General features: G+C 29.7%; 13 protein-coding genes. 8 read left to right on the top strand and 5 right to left on the bottom strand.

The window, feature by feature from the left end; genetic code table 11:
* The first annotated feature begins 13 nt into the window (after positions 1–13).
* On the top strand, positions 14–721 hold the full coding sequence (locus N4A55_RS02565) for a 3'-5' exonuclease (RefSeq protein WP_293753892.1): 708 nt from the start codon (positions 14–16) through the stop codon (positions 719–721).
* Positions 722–750: 29 nt separating this feature from the next.
* Here N4A55_RS02565 and N4A55_RS02560 read toward each other — a convergent pair whose 3' ends face one another.
* Together N4A55_RS02560 and pheA are read right to left on the bottom strand one after the other, a co-directional pair.
* Complete coding sequence (locus N4A55_RS02560; RefSeq protein ID WP_293753891.1) at positions 751–1,359, bottom strand: hypothetical protein; 609 nt, start codon at positions 1,357–1,359, stop codon at positions 751–753.
* Positions 1,360–1,702: 343 nt separating this feature from the next.
* Positions 1,703–2,524: a prephenate dehydratase gene (pheA, locus tag N4A55_RS02555; RefSeq protein WP_293753890.1), complete on the bottom strand. Its 822-nt coding sequence runs from the start codon at positions 2,522–2,524 to the stop codon at positions 1,703–1,705.
* A gap of 575 nt (positions 2,525–3,099) precedes the next feature.
* Between pheA and aroF the strand changes: the two genes are divergently transcribed.
* A complete protein-coding gene (aroF, locus tag N4A55_RS02550) occupies positions 3,100–4,089 on the top strand; it encodes a 3-deoxy-7-phosphoheptulonate synthase (protein ID WP_293753888.1) in 990 nt (329 codons plus the stop codon).
* A 139-nt stretch (positions 4,090–4,228) separates the two neighbouring features.
* Positions 4,229–4,795: an S-layer homology domain-containing protein gene (locus tag N4A55_RS02545; RefSeq protein ID WP_293753887.1), complete on the top strand. Its 567-nt coding sequence runs from the start codon at positions 4,229–4,231 to the stop codon at positions 4,793–4,795.
* A 64-nt stretch (positions 4,796–4,859) separates the two neighbouring features.
* On the opposite strand, the gene N4A55_RS02540 is transcribed toward N4A55_RS02545, so the two are convergent.
* Genes N4A55_RS02540 through N4A55_RS02530 form a run of 3 tightly spaced genes read right to left on the bottom strand, consistent with a single transcriptional unit; the run spans position 4,860 to position 14,915 of the window.
* The gene (locus N4A55_RS02540) at positions 4,860–7,853 is read right to left on the bottom strand and encodes a hypothetical protein (protein ID WP_293753885.1); all 2,994 of its coding nucleotides are present in this window, start codon (positions 7,851–7,853) and stop codon (positions 4,860–4,862) included.
* 25 nt (positions 7,854–7,878) lie between these two features.
* On the bottom strand, positions 7,879–13,518 hold the full coding sequence (locus N4A55_RS02535) for a PKD domain-containing protein (RefSeq protein WP_293753883.1): 5,640 nt from the start codon (positions 13,516–13,518) through the stop codon (positions 7,879–7,881).
* A gap of 8 nt (positions 13,519–13,526) precedes the next feature.
* On the bottom strand, positions 13,527–14,915 hold the full coding sequence (locus N4A55_RS02530; RefSeq protein ID WP_293753881.1) for an S-layer homology domain-containing protein: 1,389 nt from the start codon (positions 14,913–14,915) through the stop codon (positions 13,527–13,529).
* 451 nt (positions 14,916–15,366) lie between these two features.
* On the opposite strand from N4A55_RS02530, the gene N4A55_RS02525 reads away from it, so the two are divergent.
* From N4A55_RS02525 to N4A55_RS02505, 5 genes are all read left to right on the top strand, one after another.
* Positions 15,367–15,870 carry a flavodoxin domain-containing protein gene (locus N4A55_RS02525; RefSeq protein ID WP_293753880.1) on the top strand — a complete coding sequence of 168 codons (504 nt, stop codon included), beginning with the start codon at positions 15,367–15,369 and terminating at the stop codon, positions 15,868–15,870.
* Positions 15,871–16,051: 181 nt separating this feature from the next.
* Positions 16,052–17,770, top strand: coding sequence for a VanW family protein (locus tag N4A55_RS02520; protein WP_293753878.1), 1,719 nt, complete (start codon positions 16,052–16,054; stop codon positions 17,768–17,770).
* Positions 17,736–18,725: an AIR synthase family protein gene (locus tag N4A55_RS02515; protein ID WP_293753877.1), complete on the top strand. Its 990-nt coding sequence runs from the start codon at positions 17,736–17,738 to the stop codon at positions 18,723–18,725. The genes N4A55_RS02520 and N4A55_RS02515 overlap by 35 nt, the downstream gene beginning before the upstream one ends.
* 33 nt (positions 18,726–18,758) lie before the next feature.
* Positions 18,759–19,241 carry an Lrp/AsnC family transcriptional regulator gene (locus tag N4A55_RS02510; RefSeq protein ID WP_293753875.1) on the top strand — a complete coding sequence of 161 codons (483 nt, stop codon included), beginning with the start codon at positions 18,759–18,761 and terminating at the stop codon, positions 19,239–19,241.
* Positions 19,238–20,407: an aminotransferase class I/II-fold pyridoxal phosphate-dependent enzyme gene (locus N4A55_RS02505; protein WP_293753873.1), complete on the top strand. Its 1,170-nt coding sequence runs from the start codon at positions 19,238–19,240 to the stop codon at positions 20,405–20,407. The genes N4A55_RS02510 and N4A55_RS02505 overlap by 4 nt, the downstream gene beginning before the upstream one ends.
* Positions 20,408–20,517: the final 110 nt, after the last annotated feature.

Below are 20,517 nucleotides of genomic sequence, written 5' to 3'. Positions count from 1 at the left end.
ACGAGGTGTCATTATGAAAAACTTTGTAGTATTTGATATAGAGACTACAGGTATAAGTCCGATGGATAGTAGAATTACTGAAATCGGAGCAGTTAAAATAGTTGATGGTAATGTAGTAGATGAATTCAATCAGCTAATTAACCCAGAAATATCAATTCCTGATAACATAGTATCACTTACTGGTATTACTGACGAACTAGTAAAGAATAAACCTACAATCAATTTTGTCTTACCAGATTTTATTGATTTTTGCAAAGGATTTGATATACTTGGACATAATATAAAATTCGATTTCAGCTTTATAAAAACATATGCATTAAAATTAAATATGACTTTTGAGAAAAATGCCCTTGATACATTGACCATATCAAGAATGGTATTAAAAGATTTGCCTAGCAGGAGATTGGGTTGTTTATGTGATTATTATAGAATAGATTATCTTAATGGTCATCGTGCATTTAATGATGCTTATGCCACATATCAGTTATATAATCAACTTAAAATGGATTTTTATGAAGATAATAAGGAATTATTTATTCCTAAACCAATCTTATGGAAACCTAAGAAAACTGCTGCAATTACATATAAACAAAAAGCTTATCTGGCTGCACTAATAAGAAAACATAATGTAGTCCTAGATAAGCAGATTGATGAATTATCTAAAAGTGAAGCTAGCAGAGCTATAGATAATATTATTAATACATATGGTAGAGCAAAATAATATATATGTTGAATCATATAATAAAAAAATTATAAAGAGCTTAGAGCATTTAATATTTTATCCTTCAATATAAACTCAGTATTATTGATGAGTGAGTATAGGGAATTAAAGCTCTTAGTATCTTTTTTTATTTTATATAATCTTCCTAATAATATGTAATGACTGCTGATATCAGTTTTGATATTTATACCTATCTCTAAAACCTGAATAGCGGCATCTATTTTACTATTTTCGTATAATAACTTTCCCCACTTGTATAGATATTTTATAAGCATTGTATAATGTTCTTCATACATGATAAGAGTATCTAAATTGGCAGTACCGTACTCTATTTTAAGATCGGTATTTGTTTTACCGTGAAAATTGACTATTTTATGTTCTAATAATTCTAGGACTTTATTTTGAATATATATTATGTCATCAGAACACTCTTCTTTAGATAATATTGGTAGTTCACTTTTATCAATATAAATATAATCAAGATTTTCAAGGGATTTTTTTCTTGTGAACATTGCCTTTTCTTCTCTTGTCCAGAAAGTTTTACTGGTATTTGTATTTTTTTTATCAGCCTGGGTCATTTTTAATTTGATAATAATAATTAGTATTATAAATGATAATAAAAAAATTGGTATTGGCATAATATCACCTCATCTTGTCAAAATAACTTCTTTTATCTTTTGACTAATAGTGTTATTATAATATATAATTAGTAGTAACTCAATGTTTATGAATATAAAAGACTAGTATATAAATAAAAAAGGGTATAAATTATTATTCATGGAGGGAACAAGATGAACATATTCAGAAGTAGAAAATTTATGAAAAGAGTGGCTATAATAATAACTGTTATAATGGTTGGTAGTGCTGTTGCAGTAGCATTAATTCCATTTATAGCGTAAATTTGGAATGGTTATAATTAGACTCTGTAGGATAGTAGCTTAAGGTTAACATTACTATCTTAACAGAGTCTTTTTATAGTTCTTAATTGAATTGTTTGTAATTACCTAGAATTTTGAAATGATGACAATCCTTAGACATCTTTTTTAGAGCTTGTCTTATTATATCATTATTGATATTACCCTCAAAATCAATATAGAAATTATATTCCCAAGGAGTAATTCCCCTGGGCCTTGACTCTATTTTTAACATATTGATATTATTTTCTGCAAAATGCTTTAGAACGTGATACAAAGCTCCGGCTTTATGTTCAGTAGATAATACTACACTGATTTTATCACATTCTTTATTAACTATTAATTTCTTCCCTAATATTATAAAACGTGTTGTATTGGTGTTATTAGAATTGATGTTTGATGCTAGTATGTCTAGATTATATAGTTGAGCTGCTTTTTTACTACCTATTGCTGCTATTTTTTTATTTCCCTGTTTCATAATGTATTCAGCACTTTTAGCAGTATTATAATAGGGTACAAGCTTCCATTTATAATTATTCAAGTAATTTTTGCTTTGTTCAAATGCTTGTGGATGAGAATATACTTCTTCTATGTCTTTCATATTACAACCTTTTATTCCCATAAGATTATGATTAACTTTAACATGAGTTTCTCCAACAATATGACATTCATACTTATTAATCAAATCATAAACATCAGAAATAGCTCCTGTTGAAGAGTTCTCAATAGGAAGTACACCATATTCTATGGAGCCAGATTCTAATGAGGTACATATATCCTCAAAATTTTTAACTGCTATTGTATGAACTTCTTCTCCAAAATAATTATATAATGCTTCTTCACCAAAAGCTCCTTTAACACCTTGAAATCCTACTCGTAATAATGACATGAAATCACTCCATTCAGGTATATTTATAATTTTATAGTCTAATCCAAATTAATAGTAATTTATAAACGGTATTAACTAATAAATATACAGAAACATTAGTATAAAGTCAAATGTTTATATATTTGGTTTTAATAGATATATTATATATTTACCAATTATTAGGAATTACGAAAAAAATAATAAAAAAAGCTTGACATTTAACCTTTTATTCTATATAGTTAAGAACTAATAAAACAATTTTCAAAATAAAACTATGAAATTATGAAATATAAATATAGGATAAGAAGTGATATTATGATAGATATAATCAAGAACTTAAACTCAAATTCATATTATTTTTACTTTTTTAGCTGGGGCTTTTACTTTTTTAGCGCTAGTTATTTTGCATTAAAAAAATTGAATGGATTTGAGAAAAATTATCATAAGAAGCTAATAATGAATTTTTAGAATGATGAAATTTAGAGAAGCTCTTAGGGGCTTCTTTTTTTTATATATTAATTAAGAATACTATGCGCAGAGTATTTATTATAAGTAAGTCAACTATTGTTTTATAAATATGAATGGAGGAATAACAAATGGTTATAGTAATGAAGGCTAAAACACCAAGAGCAAATATTGATAGATTAATTAAAAGGTTAAAAGATATGGGATTAGGTGTCCATGAAACAATTGGACAAAACTACAGTATATTAGGATTGATTGGAGATACAAGTAAATTAAACAAAGAGCAAATAGAAGTTTATGATGATGTGGAAAAAGTAATGAGGGTACAGCATCCTTTTAAATTGGCAAGCAGACTATTCCATCCAGAAGATTCTGTTATTACCGTTGGGAATACAAAAGTAGGTGGGGATAATCTAACTATTATAGCAGGTCCTTGCTCTGTTGAGACTAAAGAACAAATGATAGAGGTTGCCAGAGATGTTAAAAGAGCAGGAGCTACTTTACTTCGTGGAGGGGCATACAAACCTAGAAGTTCACCATATAGTTTCCAAGGTCTTGGTGAAGAAGGATTAAAATTGTTACAACAGGCAAAAGAAGAGACGGATCTTCCTATTGTAACAGAAGCAATCTGTTTAGATACAATAGATGTGGTTGCTAAATATTCAGATGTAATTCAAATAGGAGCAAGGAATATGCAGAATTTCGCACTCCTTAAAAAAGCAGGGAAACTTGGAAAACCTGTTTTATTGAAAAGAGGTTTGAGTGCTACTATTGAAGAATGGTTAATGGCTGCTGAATATATCATGTCAGAGGGAAATAAAGATGTAATTTTATGTGAAAGAGGGATACGTACTTTTGAAACATATACTAGAAATACTCTTGACCTAAGTGCAATACCTGTTATAAAAGAAATAAGTCATCTACCTATTATTGTTGACCCAAGTCATGCTACTGGTAAATGGAAAATGGTAAGACCTTTATCAAAAGGCGCTGTTGCAGTAGGAGCAGATGGTCTTATGATAGAAGTACACAATAATCCAGAATGTGCTTTGTGTGATGGAGCTCAATCATTAAAACCTTCTAAGTTCAAGGAGCTTATGGATGAGTTGAAGATTGTTTAATGATATTGTGATGTGAATGTTATGATTTGGTAACTTATTAATTGGAAAAGTATGCTATAATAAATATATTGATATGATGCAACTTAGAGGTGGAAAAATAATTATTTAAGAATCTAAAATGACATAAGGGGGATAATTAGTGAATAAGAAGATAGTAATATTGTTAGTAAGTATTCTGGTAACATTTAATATAGCAGTTGTTCCTGCATCAGCAGCTACTGATAGACAAAACTATGCAGGAGAACAGTTACATATACTTGGACTTTTGAAAGGTTATACTGATGGTACACTTGCATTAGATAATAATATCAAAAGAGCAGAAGTTACAGCTCTTCTAGTAAGAGCATTGGGCTATAGCCACAAAGAAGTTCCAGGTGAAGGTAAACAATTTAGTGATGTAAAATCTGATTATTGGGCTGTTCCTGATATACAAAAGGCTTATAAATTAAAGTTGATTGTAGGAGATACTGGAGGAACATTCAGACCACTTGATAATATAAGTTATGCGGAAGTTGTGACCATATTAGTTAATGCCTTAGGTAAAAATGATAATCTTGAAGGAGAATGGCCAGCCAATTATATTAAAAGAGCAAAAGAAATAGGTATCATTTCTGAAGAGAACAACGGAGATATCAGAAGAAAGGTTACTAGAGGTGAAGTAAGTGTTTTAATATGGGATACCATATTGATTAATCTTAATACATAATTCCATTACCAATAAATTAAAGAGCCAAAATAGCTGTCGGTAATTACCGACAGCTATTATATTATCAAAATTTTCTATGATATCTCCAATAATCTTCAGTGTCATCTACTTTTACAGTTACTTCATCAACTTCAATGTGGCCGTTACTATATATAACTGTAAATCTAAAGGTTAGATTTTCTATTGTGTTTCGTCCCCATTTATGTATCATGTCTTTGTTCCATAATATTCCATTCCATTTATTTAGGTTTTTACCTTGGTTTAAGTAGCAGTATATAGCAGGTGATTGATTAAGTATTTCTACTTTTACAGAAGTAGCTTTTATTAAACTGTTATTATTAATTAATGTTGTTTCTCCATTAAGCATAAATCTTTCTCCAGACCAATAAGTATTAGAATCTCTAGGCTTATCATCTGTACTAGTTTTGGATTGGTTAAATTTTTTTCTGTTTTCATCCCACTTAATAGTATGACTAACCTTACCTTTTATAGACAAATCATTAACTATTAGATCACAGGAGGTTTTGGCAATCCCTCCATTTTTATCATCTACAGTTATCATTACTTTATATTTAGCTAATGGGAGATTATTATATTTTTGTGTAAAAGATTTTGTATTATAAGTAGTATGCTTAATTGTATAGTTATCAATACTAATAGAACTTTTTTTGGGTTCAATCATTAATAGTTCTATCTGTACCGAGAGCTCATCGTTATCAGCATCATCCAAAGCTATATCAAGTGATACATTGTCACCTTCGTAAATAAATATTGGACGTTTAGATACAATATTTACAGTTGGTGGAGTGTTATTAACTAGATAAACTTTCCATTCTTTTGATAATTGCTGACCATCATCTGAAATTGCTGTTATCTTAAAATTATACCAATCCTCTTTTGTATCTTTTGGTATGAAATAATTTATATCTTTCCATGAAATAGTGGTACCTGTTTTTGTACCTGTTATTTGCTCAGTAAAATTAACTCTTTTTGTTTTTAATATTTGTTTAGAGTTATTTTTATCAAATAAAGCTAATTCTAAATGTACTGGGAATGGACAAATAGTAGAAATATCATAAGTTATTAAATTCTGACCTGTAGATACGTGATTGAGTGATTGACCCTTTTCAGTTTTAAGCTTAGCATCAAATTGTAAACTAAGGTTAAGAATGAATGTTTTGGGTTTGCTCCATGCCCCTTCAATATCTTTTACTTTATATCTAATAATATATGTAATTTCATTATTATTCTCTATGGCTGGTACAGTATTAGGTAATTTTCCTGATATATAATGGCTGTCACTTACTTTTTTCCATTCCCACATTTCGTCAACAATTCCCTTGTTAGACATATCCATATGATCAAGGTCATAACCACTGCCATTAACATTGTTAATTATCCAATTATTATCATTAAGTGTAGCATTAATAGTTAAACTAGCGAAAGGTCGTCTATGTACCAATAGTTCAATGTTATTTTTGTTTCCCCATTTACGATAATTGGAGAAATTATTTTCTCCTGATTGTATAGGGGTATCTTGTGCCTGGTATTCTAGGCTATATTTTCCAACTTCGTGAAATGAGTTTCTTGTGGTTGCTGTATTACCTACTATGTCTGGAATACCATTAGGATTGGTAAACATAGAATTATCAAAAGCACTAAAAACAAATCTGTCTGTAAATTTTTTATCACCTTCATAATCGTCAAATATAAATTCGTAGTCTACCCGATCTTCATCCGAAAGTATACATATAGATGAAGATATAATATTTTCATATGGTAGTACAAAGTCATCTCTTCCAGGTATAAGTGAACTTAAGGAATTATCATATCTAAATATGATTTCATTCCCTTCTACTGTTATATCAATTATTTCAGGAGTTTTACTGTCAATTAAAATGACATTTTTATATGCCGTAGATACATTTTTCCCCCGATCTACTGCAAATAAACGATATGCACCATTTATCATAGGAACTGTTAAAGTGGCATTATTGGTACAATCTCCAATTTTAATACCCTTTCCATTCACTACTGCATTTTGCACATTTTTATAAAAATTGTAGGGGACATCATTTTTTAAAAGAAAGATTTCGCTTTGTTCATTTGTAGATACTTGTATATTGTTTCCACCTTTTAATACATAATTGTCCTGTGTGGTAACAGTGGGATTTACTCTATCAATATATATCGTATATGTTGCATAGTGTTTATCCCCGAAATGATCTGTTGCCGTTATTTTCAGAGTTTTATTTTCGTCAGTTGGATGCTGATACATTGGGAATGTAAACTCATAATCATAATCAGTTCCTTTGGCTACATTTGGAATATCTATATATTTCGATTGAGTAACTCCACCTAAATCTGCTGTAACGGTTATATCGTCCTGTTCTCTATCCCATACTCTACCTTTTACTGTTATGGAATTACTATTTTTAGCATTCATGTAATTCCTATTGATTTCATTAGATAAACAAGGACCATAATTTAAATTCCAGATATATTTAGGATTATGATAGACACTTTGGGTTGTACCTGACCATGCATCATAGGTGTAAGCGGATAAATTAACTGTAATATCCAATTCCATAGGTCTATCCCATTTTTTAGTCACATGAGCTGTATGTTCTATACCTCTAAAACTAACACTTTGATACCAATCTGTATAGTTAGAATCATCACACTGGAGTTGTGTTGAGTTTATTCTCAGGTCAGTTGATCTACTACCACTATACTGTCCTTTATATACCTTAGCGTGTAAATATCCTGTGGCTTTATACTTTACTATCCAATAATTGTCATCATCTGAATTTTTCACATCCAATATTTCTAAGCTAATACCATCTGTTTGAATGTGAGTTTGTTCAGATTTTCCATATTCTGTGGAACCATCTCTTTTTTTAATATCTCCTTTTTGATTAAACCCATTAAATTTATAAGTAAATGTTTTTTTATAAGGCTCTCTATTTATTTCCCTAGCTTGTATAGTTAGGACATTACCAATACCTGTTACTATACTAAGAAACAGAAATATAATTAGTAATCGTTTCCATTTCATAATTGTTTCACCTTCTTTCTAAATTTTACAAATTTTCTGCTACTGATTTCATATAGCTATAACGAATCGCTCTATTTTTATCATTAACCTCTACAACACCAATGTAAACTCCATTTGGGACTGATATTATATCTAGGTCCTGTACTTCAGTCCAAGAATCATCTATTTCTTCATTTTGTAATATTTCTTGAACTGAATCTTTATTATCAAATATTTTGTATTTAAATACAACTCCACCATCTAAGTGCTTACCGATATGAAATTGCGTTGATTTTAGTGGTTGTAAAGAATAAACACTATTGGAAAATTTACCAATATACCCTATTTGTATTCCTTCAGGTGAAATATATACTTTTTCTTCTTGCCCCTTAAGCTTTAATGTAATAAACTTCGGAGTGACAAGCATATTCTCGTATGTTTCAAATTTTTTCCCTTCACCATATTTACTTAATGTTCCGTCTTTCATTAAGTAAATCATATAGCCATTTAAATTAAACATATCTTGTACGTTTGTTTCGATAAGCTTTAACTCATTTGGATCTGTACACCATACATTACCTTGTGTATCAAGTCCAAATAATCTATTATAGGAGTAACCTTCTTGTTGTCCTGAACAATATTTTTTAATCTTTTTATTTTTAAAATCATGATAATGACCTAAGTACTCATTAAAATTCCCCTTATAAACTGGTATTATAGTATTATCATCTTTGATGATCATAATTGCAGAACTTAAAATTATGTCCTTTATATTACTTTGATTTCTTAAATAATAATCTAAATAACTCCAGTTATCTCCCTCTTTTCGATATAAATTCACAGTCCCATTTTCTTTCAAGCAAATAAAAGCATTTTCTCCAATATTTATTACCTTTTTATATTTTCCGCTAAATCTTCTGTGACTATAATATGTATATCCAGGTTTAGCGTATTGTGGTACCACCGTCGAATGATAATATCCATTATTTAACATATATGAAATACCATAGTTATCAGCCCAAAAATATGTTGCATTTGATGGAACACTATATGCATTAATTGAATTTATCAAATTATATCTCTTTCCATTTTTCATGATGATAATCATTTGTTCTGTATTACCATAACTATATGGTATTAAACTAGCTATATCATCAATTTTGATATATCTTGAATTTAATGTGCTTGTTCCTCCTCCTGTATTAAATTCACTATTTGTTCCTTGTACCCATCCACCATTACCAACAAATGAAATATTTTTATATTCACCGATATTTGATAATTGATTATATGTATTATTGTAGTGGTAATCATTTTGAAGACTGCTTTTATAATTCTCTGAAAAATAGATTGTATCATCTTGTTTTATAACCATAAAATAGCTTGAACCTATTGGAATTAATTTTTTTATATTCATGTTATTGATTTCATTAATAGGTTCTATAGCTTTATCATAGTCACGTATACATTTATAATATTTCCCATACATCTTTATATAAATTTCATCAGTCGTTCTATTGCCAATTACTTTAAAATTACTGCTATATTTTTCTTGTATTTTACTAGGATAAAAAGGTACATATCCATAATTACCATATGACGTATACTTAATTATTCCTTTATCATCTCGATACATTATAATTACTCTATTTGCTGTTTCAATCACATCATAAAAATTGTACTTTGACTCAGAATAATCTTGTTCCTCATCTTGATAATTATTATTAGCTCTACCGTATGTAAGTATTTTATTATTATGTGTAATTCCTACAAACAGAGAATTGGTTGATGCTATTTGTGATACATTTTCCCATTTGCTTCTATATGGTTTATTTCCAAAAATTTTAACAGTACCATTATTATAAAGTAACATAATCGTTCCACTTGATATAGCTTTAATATCTTTAACATTTGTATAATCAAAACTATTTAATTCTATTACATTTTCACCATAATATCTTTTTGCATTAACTTCATCAATCACTTGAATTTTTTTCTGATTATTTTCCATATAAATTATAATAGAATTTGTTACTTCTATAATTTTAATATCTTCCTTTTGATATTGTTCTACCAGAGGGTTAGAAAAACATAAGCTTGACAATTCTTTAATACCTCTATCTTCAACAGTCACTTTATATTTAATTTCTGGTATTTCAATCTTATTACCTACTAGATCAGATATTTTCAACTGTTGTTGTAATAGAGTTAAATCTAATTCTTCACCCTCTTTAAACTCTTTATCAAATTTTAGTCGCAGAACATTATTCTCAACAGTAACTTCATTTGGCATTATCACATTTTTCTTTGTGATATGCATAAGCTGCTCTTTCCATAAAGGTGTATTAACATCCCCTATAATATATTTACCACGGATAGATGAACTGCGTGCAAGTTCTCTTAAAGTAGCGTATTGAGTACTGATATCTGTTGAATGATTATTACTATCAAATTTAATATCTAATATATCTTCACTAGAAGATATAACATAAGTTTCATAATCATTATATATCAGATAATCTGTAAATTCTTTTGTGAGACTTGTTGCAGAATAGTTGTATCCATCTTCATTTTCATAATTAAAATTATTACCTTTAGTAAAATATAGGAAAACTTTCTTACTATTGTCGGCATAAGGAATATCTTTTATTTTTGTAAAATCTAATCCAGTTACGTCATAATAAAAATCGTGTTTCTGTGGATTAGATCTTCTACTCCAATGATTTGTAATATTTACAGATTCGTCAACTACAGTTATACTATTCCATATTTGACAAAATCCCATCCCTTGCTCACTACCATTTGTTGTTTTTCTATGTGTTGTCAATGTTGCTATTTTATTATCAGGATTATAAAACTGGAATTCAACTCCTGACTTATCATAGCCTGTTCCATTATCCTCATTATGATAAGAACTTGAGAAGCTTGTTCTATTCCAATCAACTTTATCTCCTTTTTCAAAAGGTTTTATAGGTGTTGTATATCCTTGTGTTGTCTCATATTCTATATCAGCGGTTCTCAGATCGTGGTTATAATTTATGTTTTGATTACCACCACTGGTCGATGATTGGTAGTTACCACTACCCAAATAATACCTCAAATAGATCATACGAGCATATCTGTAGTAATTTTTTACTTTATGTTGCTGTCCAATTTTTACTTGATCTGTTACATAATGAATTTTAAATTCTTTGTTATTAGCGAATGCTTCGGCTTTTAATAGATTTAATTGGGTTTCTAACTGAATTAAATCTATATCCTTGTAGTCTGTTGCAACAACTATATCATAGACATCATTGTTACTAACATCTACTTTTACAGCTGTAATAGGGGCTATATTGTCAACTTCTGTAATACATTCCTCACCAGGTTTATCGGCTGTATCATCTGTTAATATGTAAGAGGTATCAATGAATTCTAAAAGTCTATTATCATGCTCTTCATATACTTTTAGTTCAAACTTGTATTTGCCGACGTGCTTAGTTTCTACCGTTACGTCGGTCAAGTTACCAGTGTCTACAGTGTCAGCAAAGGTAAATAAATTGCTATATGAAGTCTTGGAATCTACCCAAGTAGTACCATTATTGTAATACCATGTTTCATCACTAAATCGTCCGTCATTGTCACTGTCAAAGGCATAAAACCAAACCCTTTTTGTAATAGAATCATTATCAGGACTGGTTGATTTGTCAAAGGCTTTTACAATAGCCTTTTTGTCATTATCCTTGTCCCTGTAGACCTTTTTAATTAATGTAAAATCAGCTATAGGTGGTGTATCGGCTACAATAGTCCTCTGAATGGTTCTTGTATGGGTATAGCCTAGTGTATTAGCAACTGTAAGGGATATCTCCACATTTCCTATTTTCTTGGAAGTAAAGGCTATCTCTTTGTTTCCTTTAACCTTTTCCCAATGTATATCTTCTTCTTTCAGTTCTCCTAGTGGTTTGATATTCCAACCAGTTTTAGGACTTTCCCAGTCTATAGGATATGTCTTACTAACTGCCTTAGAGTTTAGTCCATCTAAACTCACTGTCTGCCCTACCTTGTAGTCATTATATTCAGTGATGATGGCTAGTGGTTTAGGTGGACACACTTCTATTTGTATACTATCGCTGTCAGACTTTCCGCCACTATCTGTTGCACTTGCTGTTATGGTATAAGTCCCACTTTCCGTAAATTTAGCTGTATTTTCACCGTTTTTAACAGAACTATCAAGAACTAAACAAGATGGTTTACTAATAATAGGTTTCAATATGCCATCTTCTTTATCTGTTGCACTTATCCTAAGCGTTAAATTATCCCCCTGCATAACAATAGTCGGTCCTGTAAGTGTAACAGATGGAGACCAGTTAACTGGTGGACTTGTTTTTTTCTTCACCACAACGTCTTTCATGGCTGTGTCAGTCTTTCCATTGCTGTCTTCTACTGTTAATGCTATAGTAATTGTTTTAGGCTCGTCATAAGTAAGTTTTATAGACTTCTCTCCGTCTTTATCAGTCAGTTTTTTATTTTCCACTTTCCAACTGTAATGAACGATTTTAGCTCCTTCTGGTGCTAATGACTCTGAACCGTCGGCAGTTATTTCTTCTCCCACTAATACCTCATTTGGTGATTTAAGAATCGCCAAAGGGTCACCATCGGGTACTGGTGCTTTCTTAGTAAGCTCACTACTTGTTTGCTCAGTAGCTAGACCATGACATTGCCTATAATAATGTACATAAACAGTACAGATATAATCTTTTGACACTGAATCATTCATATCACTGTCTCCATCTTCAATGCCATTAGGCAAATAATTAAATACAAAATCGGTACTACCACTCAATGAGGAAAAAGAAGTTACTATTTGCTTTTTATCAGTCGTGCCATCACTTATTTCAAAAATCATTTGTCTAATATTAGATGGATTATTTAGATAAGCTTCCATTTTAGGATCATTTGTTTTAAATTCTTTTATGTTTGATAAAGCATGTATTCTTACTTGTGCCGATCCCTCCCCCTTGGACATATCAATAGTATGATCGTCAATGTTGCTCATGACTTCTAAATCAAGTTCTACTGTTATTTCTGAGTAGAGTTTATCATAAGGAGCTTCTTGGTTATAATAATTTTTTAGGTCATTTTGAGTATTAGTACTCCAATTCAATCCATTTGGTAATCCACTTATAATATTTGAAGCTTCATCTGTAAACAACTTTACACCTTGACCATTTCCTTCAACGAGACTTTTAAAATCACCATTCCAATTATTAATAGGTCTTCCATTTGTTCCCATTGGTACATTATTAATAAGAATAACTTGTATTGCATCTGCAATAAGCTTACCATTTTTCCGTTTTAGCCTATCCTTTTTATTTTCCGATTCACTTATTTTATCAAAAATATCTTCCAATTTAATCTTGACATCATCACTACCACCATGATCACTAAAATTATAAGCTAAACGTGCTGTTCGTGGACTCTCCCCATCAGGGATAAAAGTTATATCCCATCCAATAGTTTTATATTTGTATTTAGCGTTACTGGATGTAGATGATACTTTGAAAACTAAATATTGAAGTCCATCACTACCAGGTACAACTTTAGCTATATTAGTAGTTCCACCACTCCATCCACCATATACAACAAAAGGTATATTATTTATAATCAATACAAATACTATAATATATGCTAAAAATCGTTTCATTCAATCACCTACTGTCCTTCAACTAATTGTATATTGCTTAGATAATTATAACGACCTAACATATATTTACTTGTTTCCCATGTAATGTTAAGATTAGTCATAGGTCTACCCATTTCCACATCAACATCAACATAATACCATTTGTTGATTTGTAAATCTTTTATTTGAGTATACATTTGTTCAGGTAATTCGAGTTCATATTTAATATTATCAAGATTTTCATGCTTATTATATTTAAAATACATACGACCTCTTACAGCAGTACCATCATTAGTCCCATAAATTGATCTGTATGAATCTGTAACGAAAATTATATCTTGTTGTACTTTCCACTTTTCCGTTTCATTAGCCCAAAGTTCAGCAAATTCTTGTGGTTTATATTCAATATTTTTATAATTCCACCACGCTCTTAACCAATATAATAGTTTTTCAGAATAATTATCTCTATCTAACATTGTGTAATCACGATTAAACAATGTTTCTAAGCATTCTTTTGTTTCTCTGGAAAGGTAATCATATTCTTGTCGTTCAATTTCTTGATCTGTATACATTTCATTATTCTCAATAAAACTGTTTGAATCCATATTCTCAATAATAGGATATTTTTTCAATATCTTCATAATCTTTTCAGTACTATAAACAACCTTCCCTTTTTCAACCTTATGAATATACTCAATAGGTGTATTAATACTTGTATCTGTATCAGCATTGTTATTAGCACTATTAAGCTCATTGCTGCTGTCATTATCTGTATCACTAGTATTACTATCAGGCTCTTTCATTTGTGGCTTGAAAGGCTTTCTTTGATTCTTGTCAATCATTCTATGAATGATGGTACTTGCTTCGGCTCTAGTTGAATAATTAGTAGGTCGAAATGTTCCATCAGGAAGCCCTGTAATAATACCTAGTGCGTAAGAATCCTTTACATCTTCTTGGTAGCGATATGATGTTGTTAGAAAGTCTTTAACATAGCTCTCAACTAAATATCTTGTATCCGCTTTCTTTTCTTTCTTTATAGCCTTTACTATGATACTTGACATCTCTTCCCTTGTAATAGGTTTTTGATAAACTGGAAACTGATCTTTTGTTATTAAACCAAGTTCTAAAGCTTTGTCTATATAATTAGCTGCCCAATAATCGTCAGCATTTTTAATATCCTTATAGCCTAGAGCTGTGACAGTCATCTTAATGAAGGCGTCTATATTTATGTTAAAATTAGGCTTGAAAGTACCATCAGGGAAACCGTTAATGACATTGATAGATACTAGATGATTGATATTAGGCATAGCCCAATGATTTTTAGGAATGTCTGTAAAGTTATTGTTTGTTGCACTGATACTTGTAGAATTAAATGTTAAAGATAAAAATATAAATGTAACTAATATTATTTTTTTCATATTAAATCATCCTTTTCTTTTGTATTTAAGTAAATAGTATTATTGTTATTACTATAAACTTTCAATTTTTTATGTTATTCACCATTATTAGACATAATGTACTGTTATTTTAATATATTTAATTAAAACTTTCAATTAAATTTTATTAAAATTTTTTAATTAAAAAAAATAAATTAGAGAGATAAATATTGTAATTAAATACTGATTATTATTTTACGTATTATAAATAGAACAGGATATTTGACTTTTAATAATTATTTATTTGAATATCTGTTAAAATAATCTAATAAAACCTAATAAATTAGTTACATATTTTTCCATATAATTTAATGTAATAATGATAAAATACTTAATAGGGATATGTGTATATTAGAAATTATATTGGACAAAATAAATAAAAGCACAAAAAGTATAATGATGAATATAAATTAAAATAAGGAGTTGTTTTGATATGCGAAATGTTACATCTAATGTACTTGTTGCATATGCTTCTAAACATGGAAGCACAAAAAAAATAGCACAATGGATTGGTAAAGAGATTAGAGGAAATGTAGATGTACTTAATGTAAATAATATTAATAATCTAAACTATGATTATATTATATTAGGAACACCTATATATGAGCATGAACCTCTTCCAGAGATGAGTAGTTTTATCCATAGGAATAAAGAGCAATTAGAAAATAAGAAAAAATCTGTGTTTGTAGTTTCTTCTGATAATGAAGTTAGCTCAAAAAGAGAAATGAACATTGAAGCTTTTACAAATATTATTCCAGGAGAAGTTAATCAAACGGCAGTATTTGCAGGAGAAATTGATAATAACGAGTTAAATTCTAATGAGTTAAATAGTGTGAATAGTTATATGAATTCTATATCAAAACCTATAGGCAGTTATAGTAAATTAAATGAGAAAAAATGTAGAGAATATGGCAAATCACTTAATAGGTATATTTAGCATAGCTTAACTATTATTTTCAATACTTCATCTTAGTAAGGCTATATATACATGTTAATCTATGTATATATAGCCTTATTTAAATAATATACATTAAATTCTACACATATATCATTTTTTAACCAATGAAAAAATAAATTATAATAAAGGGTGAAAACTTGTATAGAGGGAGGATGCTCTAATGGAAGAACTAAAGAATAATAAGAAAAAAAGAAAATGGCTAATAGTAACAATAATCACTATAATAGTAGTTATTGTTGCTTTAGGATGCTATTTTTTTATAAGATACAAAAATATGGAGAAAGTTGTGAAAAGGGATGTTATATACGAAGGAATAAGTATAGAGGGGATAGACATAGGTGGTTTATCTAAAGAAGAAGCATTAGATAAAATGAGGGTGATTATCGATGAAAAAATATTTGATAAAGAAATAAAAATATCATATGAAGATAAGATATATACTAAACTATATAATTACTTTGAATTCAAATCCAATTACAAAGAAATTGTAGATAAAGCGTATAATTTGTTTAAGACAGGTACATTACAAGAAAGATACAATAAAATAAATAAGTTAAAAGAAGATAAAATTGATTATAGTATAGAAAACGTATATAATGAAGAAAAAATAAAAGAATTTGTTAGTTCTATCAAAAATGACTTTAATATAGAGCCAAAAAATGCTATAATACATAGAAAAAATAGTGAGTTTATTATAGGCAAAGAAATTAATGGCTCAAAATTGAATGTTGATACGAATGTAGCCAATCTAAAAAATGCGATTGACAATTATAAAGAAGAATTAGATCTTGTTGTTGATGTAATAAAACCCAAATATACCAAAGAATATTATAGTAATATAAAAGAAGTAATAGGCGAATATAGCACTGCACATAATAATAATAAAGCAAGAACTCAGAATCTAAGAATTGCGTGTAATAAAATAAATGGAACTATTTTATATCCTGGTCAAGATTTTGCTACTCATGTAGCAATAAGTCCAATAAGTTCAAAAAATGGGTATAGAGAAGCCCCTATAATTATCTCAGGTGAAGTTAAAGATGGTCTTGGTGGAGGAATATGTCAAGTAGCTACTACCCTATATAATGCTGTTTTAATGGCTGAACTGAAAGTAATTGAAAGACAGAATCATTCAATGCCAGTATCTTATATAGAAAAAGGCAAAGATGCAACAATGTCAGGTAGTCATGTGGATTTTGTTTTTGAAAACAGTAGTAACTATCCAATCTATATTGAAAGTTATGTACAGGGGGGGGAACTCTGTATGAGATTATTTGGTAAAGACGAGAGAAATAGTAGCAGAAAGATTAAATTCCAATCAAAAATCATTAGTAAGATATCTCCTCCAAAAGCTACTTATATAACAGATAGTTCTTTGACATCAGGTGCAAAGGTTACAAAAAGAAAAGCAATATATGGTTATAAAGTAAAATTATATAAGTTGATTTATGAAAATGATAAATTAATTGATAAACAATTAGTAAATACCAGTTATTATAAGCCAGTTGGTGCTATAATAAGAGTAGGAAAGAAAAAGATAGTAAAAACAAATGAATCTGATGAAACTATTCAAACGACTAATATATTAGAAGAAGAGACAGTAGAGACTTTAAAAACTATAGATAATAGTGAAGAAATTAATGAAGATACTGTAAAAGGTACTGAAGAAACAAGAGAAGATATTACAGATAATATAGAAGGTATTAAAGACAATAAGATGGATAATGAATCAGAAGAAGAGTTAGAAAAAGCCATAGATGATAATATTCCGACTCAAGAAGATTCAGAAAACATAGAAGATATGGAAAAAAATGAAGAAGCGATAGACGAAGGAGTCGATAAAGATGAAGCTGGGAAAAGTACCGGAGACAGTACTTAAGAGATCTATATTTAAACAACTTAGTACACATAGAGAAGAAGTTATTGTTAGACCTAATGTTGGTGAAGATTGCTCAGCAATAAAATTTGATAAAGATGAAGTATGTGTTGTATCCACTGACCCTATAACAGGTGCTGTAAAAGATATTGGTTCACTAGCTGTTAATATAACAGCCAATGACTTAGCTTCTAGTGGTGCTGAACCTGTAGGCATCTTACTTACACTACTTCTTCCAGAAGGTTTTATGGAAGAAGAATTAAAAGAAATCATGAAAGATGTTAATTATCAATGTGATCTATTAAATATTGAGGTAATGGGTGGGCATACAGAAGTAACTAATGCAGTGACAAAGCCTATTATCTCAGTAACTGGAATTGGTAAAGCCCATGAAAACAAGTTAGTCCTAACTGGAAAAGCAGAAGTGGGACAAGATATCATTATAACAAAATGGGCGGGACTTGAAGGTACTGCAATAATTACTAAAGATAATGAAGATAAGCTGAGAAAACATTTTAATTCAGAACTTATTGATAATGCAATTAAGTTAGGTGATTATATATCTGTTGTAGAAGAGGCAAAGATAGCAGTGGAATATGGAGCCACATCCATGCATGATGTGACAGAAGGTGGTGTATTTGGAGCTTTATGGGAAGTTGCTGCTTGTTCTAATGTAGGTTTAGAAGTTAAACTTGAAGACATTCCTATTAAACAAGAAACAATTGAAATATGCGAATATTATAATATCAATCCTTATAAATTGATTTCTAGTGGATGCATGATTATTACTACATATAATGGGGAACTGCTGATAGAGAAATTGGAAAAGGCAGGAATTGCTGGTTCAGTAATAGGTAAAATAGTAGAAGGAAAAGATAAGATAGTTATCCAATCTGATACGAGAAGAGCGTTGACCCCACCAAAAACAGATGAATTGTATAAAGTTATTAATGCCTAGATTAATAAATAAATGAAAGTGGAGGGACTATATATGAGACAAGAGATTTTAGGTATATTAGAACAGAATTGTAAGGTAACAGTTGATGATCTGGCCACAATATTAGATAATCCAAAAGAAGATATTGCAAAAGAGTTAACTAAACTGGAAAAAGAACAGATTATATGTGGCTACCATACAATAATTAACTGGGATAAAACTAATATTCATAAGGTAACAGCGTTGATTGAAGTAAAAGTAACACCACAAAGAGGACAAGGTTTTGATAAAATAGCTGAAAGAATTTATAGATTCAAAGAAGTAACAGCTGTTTATCTAATGTCAGGTGGTTTTGATTTAACAGTTATAATCGAAGGAAAAACAATGAAAGAAGTAGCATTATTCGTAGGACAAAAGTTAGCACCTCTTGAATCAGTATTAAGTACAGGTACTCACTTTGTACTAAAAAAATACAAAGACCATGGTATTATATTAGAACAAAACAAAAAAGATGAAAGAATGGCGGTGACACCATGAGTTTAGAGGACAAATTATCAAAGAAAGTAAAAGTTATTCCACCATCTGGTATTAGAAAATTTTTCGATATAGTATCTGAGATGGAAGATGCTATTTCATTAGGTGTAGGTGAACCTGATTTTGACACTCCTTGGAATATTAGGGAAGAAGGAATATATTCTCTAGAAAAAGGAAAGACTTTTTACACTTCTAATTCAGGTATGTTAGAGCTGAGAGATGAAATATGTAAATATTTAAAAAGAAAATTTGGATTAGATTATGATTACAAGGCAGAAACACTGGTAACAGTTGGAGGTAGCGAAGGAATAGACCTTGCATTCAGAGCTCTAATCAATCCTGGTGACGAAGTATTAATTCCAGAACCTTGCTTTGTATCTTATAAGCCTTGTGCTTTTTTAGCAGGGGCAACTCCTGTTACAATACCTTTGAAAGCTGAAAATGAATTTCGATTAACGAAAGAAGAAGTTGAAGAACATGTAACAGATAAAACTAAGATATTAGTATTATCATTCCCTAATAACCCAACAGGTGCTATTATGGATGAGAAAGATTTACAAAAGATAGCTGAAGTAGCTATAAAGCATGATTTGATTGTTTTATCAGATGAGATCTATGCAGAACTTACATATGGTGAAAAACATGTTTCTATAGCATCTTTAGATGGTATGAAAGATAGAACAATAGTTATAAACGGATTTTCAAAAGCATATTCAATGACAGGTTGGAGAATGGGATATGCAGTAGGTCCAAAAGAAATAATAGGACCTATGACCAAAATACATCAATATGGAATTATGTGTGCACCTACTACCAGTCAATATGCAGCTATTGAAGCAGTCAAAAATAGTGATTCAGATGTAGAAGAAATGAGAAAAGCATATAATGGTAGAAGAAAAGTAATGATTGAAGGTTTCAGAAGTATGGGACTTGAATGTTTTGAACCATTAGGAGCTTTTTATCTATTTCCTTCTATTAAAAGAACAGGTTTAACATCAGAGGAATTCGCTAATAGATTACTTATGGAAGAAAAAGTTGCTGTAGTACCAGGGACAGCATTTGGTGACAGTGGCGAAGGATTTATCAGATGTTCGTATGCTTATAGTATCAATGATTTAAAACTAGCTATTAGTAGAATAGAAAAATTTGTAGGTAGATTAATCAAATAATATATAAACTTATCCAAGTTCCAGACTTGAACAGGTTACGAATGTTCAGATACGTTATGATGAAGCAAAACAATCTTATATAGTCACTTGGAATTCTGTTAAAGATACAA

It is taken from the genome of Vallitalea sp. (genome assembly GCF_025211055.1).
GTDB lineage: Bacteria > Bacillota > Clostridia > Lachnospirales > Vallitaleaceae > Vallitalea.
Note: the sequence above shows the minus strand (reverse complement) of the source record. Positions and strands in the feature narration are given on the sequence as shown.

Excerpts from the sequence above, each read along its gene's own strand:
- N4A55_RS02520 (WP_293753878.1), top strand. The coding sequence starts at position 16,052 with ATGGAAGAACTAAAGAATAATAAGAAAAAAAGAAAATGGCTAATAGTA.
- aroF (WP_293753888.1), top strand. The coding sequence starts at position 3,100 with ATGGTTATAGTAATGAAGGCTAAAACACCAAGAGCAAATATTGATAGA.
- N4A55_RS02535 (WP_293753883.1), bottom strand. The coding sequence starts at position 13,518 with ATGAAACGATTTTTAGCATATATTATAGTATTTGTATTGATTATAAAT.
- N4A55_RS02565 (WP_293753892.1), top strand. The coding sequence starts at position 14 with ATGAAAAACTTTGTAGTATTTGATATAGAGACTACAGGTATAAGTCCG.
- N4A55_RS02540 (WP_293753885.1), bottom strand. The coding sequence starts at position 7,853 with ATGAAATGGAAACGATTACTAATTATATTTCTGTTTCTTAGTATAGTA.
- N4A55_RS02505 (WP_293753873.1), top strand. The coding sequence starts at position 19,238 with ATGAGTTTAGAGGACAAATTATCAAAGAAAGTAAAAGTTATTCCACCA.
- N4A55_RS02510 (WP_293753875.1), top strand. The coding sequence starts at position 18,759 with ATGAGACAAGAGATTTTAGGTATATTAGAACAGAATTGTAAGGTAACA.
- pheA (WP_293753890.1), bottom strand. The coding sequence starts at position 2,524 with ATGTCATTATTACGAGTAGGATTTCAAGGTGTTAAAGGAGCTTTTGGT.
- N4A55_RS02560 (WP_293753891.1), bottom strand. The coding sequence starts at position 1,359 with ATGCCAATACCAATTTTTTTATTATCATTTATAATACTAATTATTATT.
- N4A55_RS02515 (WP_293753877.1), top strand. The coding sequence starts at position 17,736 with ATGAAGCTGGGAAAAGTACCGGAGACAGTACTTAAGAGATCTATATTT.
- N4A55_RS02525 (WP_293753880.1), top strand. The coding sequence starts at position 15,367 with ATGCGAAATGTTACATCTAATGTACTTGTTGCATATGCTTCTAAACAT.
- N4A55_RS02530 (WP_293753881.1), bottom strand. The coding sequence starts at position 14,915 with ATGAAAAAAATAATATTAGTTACATTTATATTTTTATCTTTAACATTT.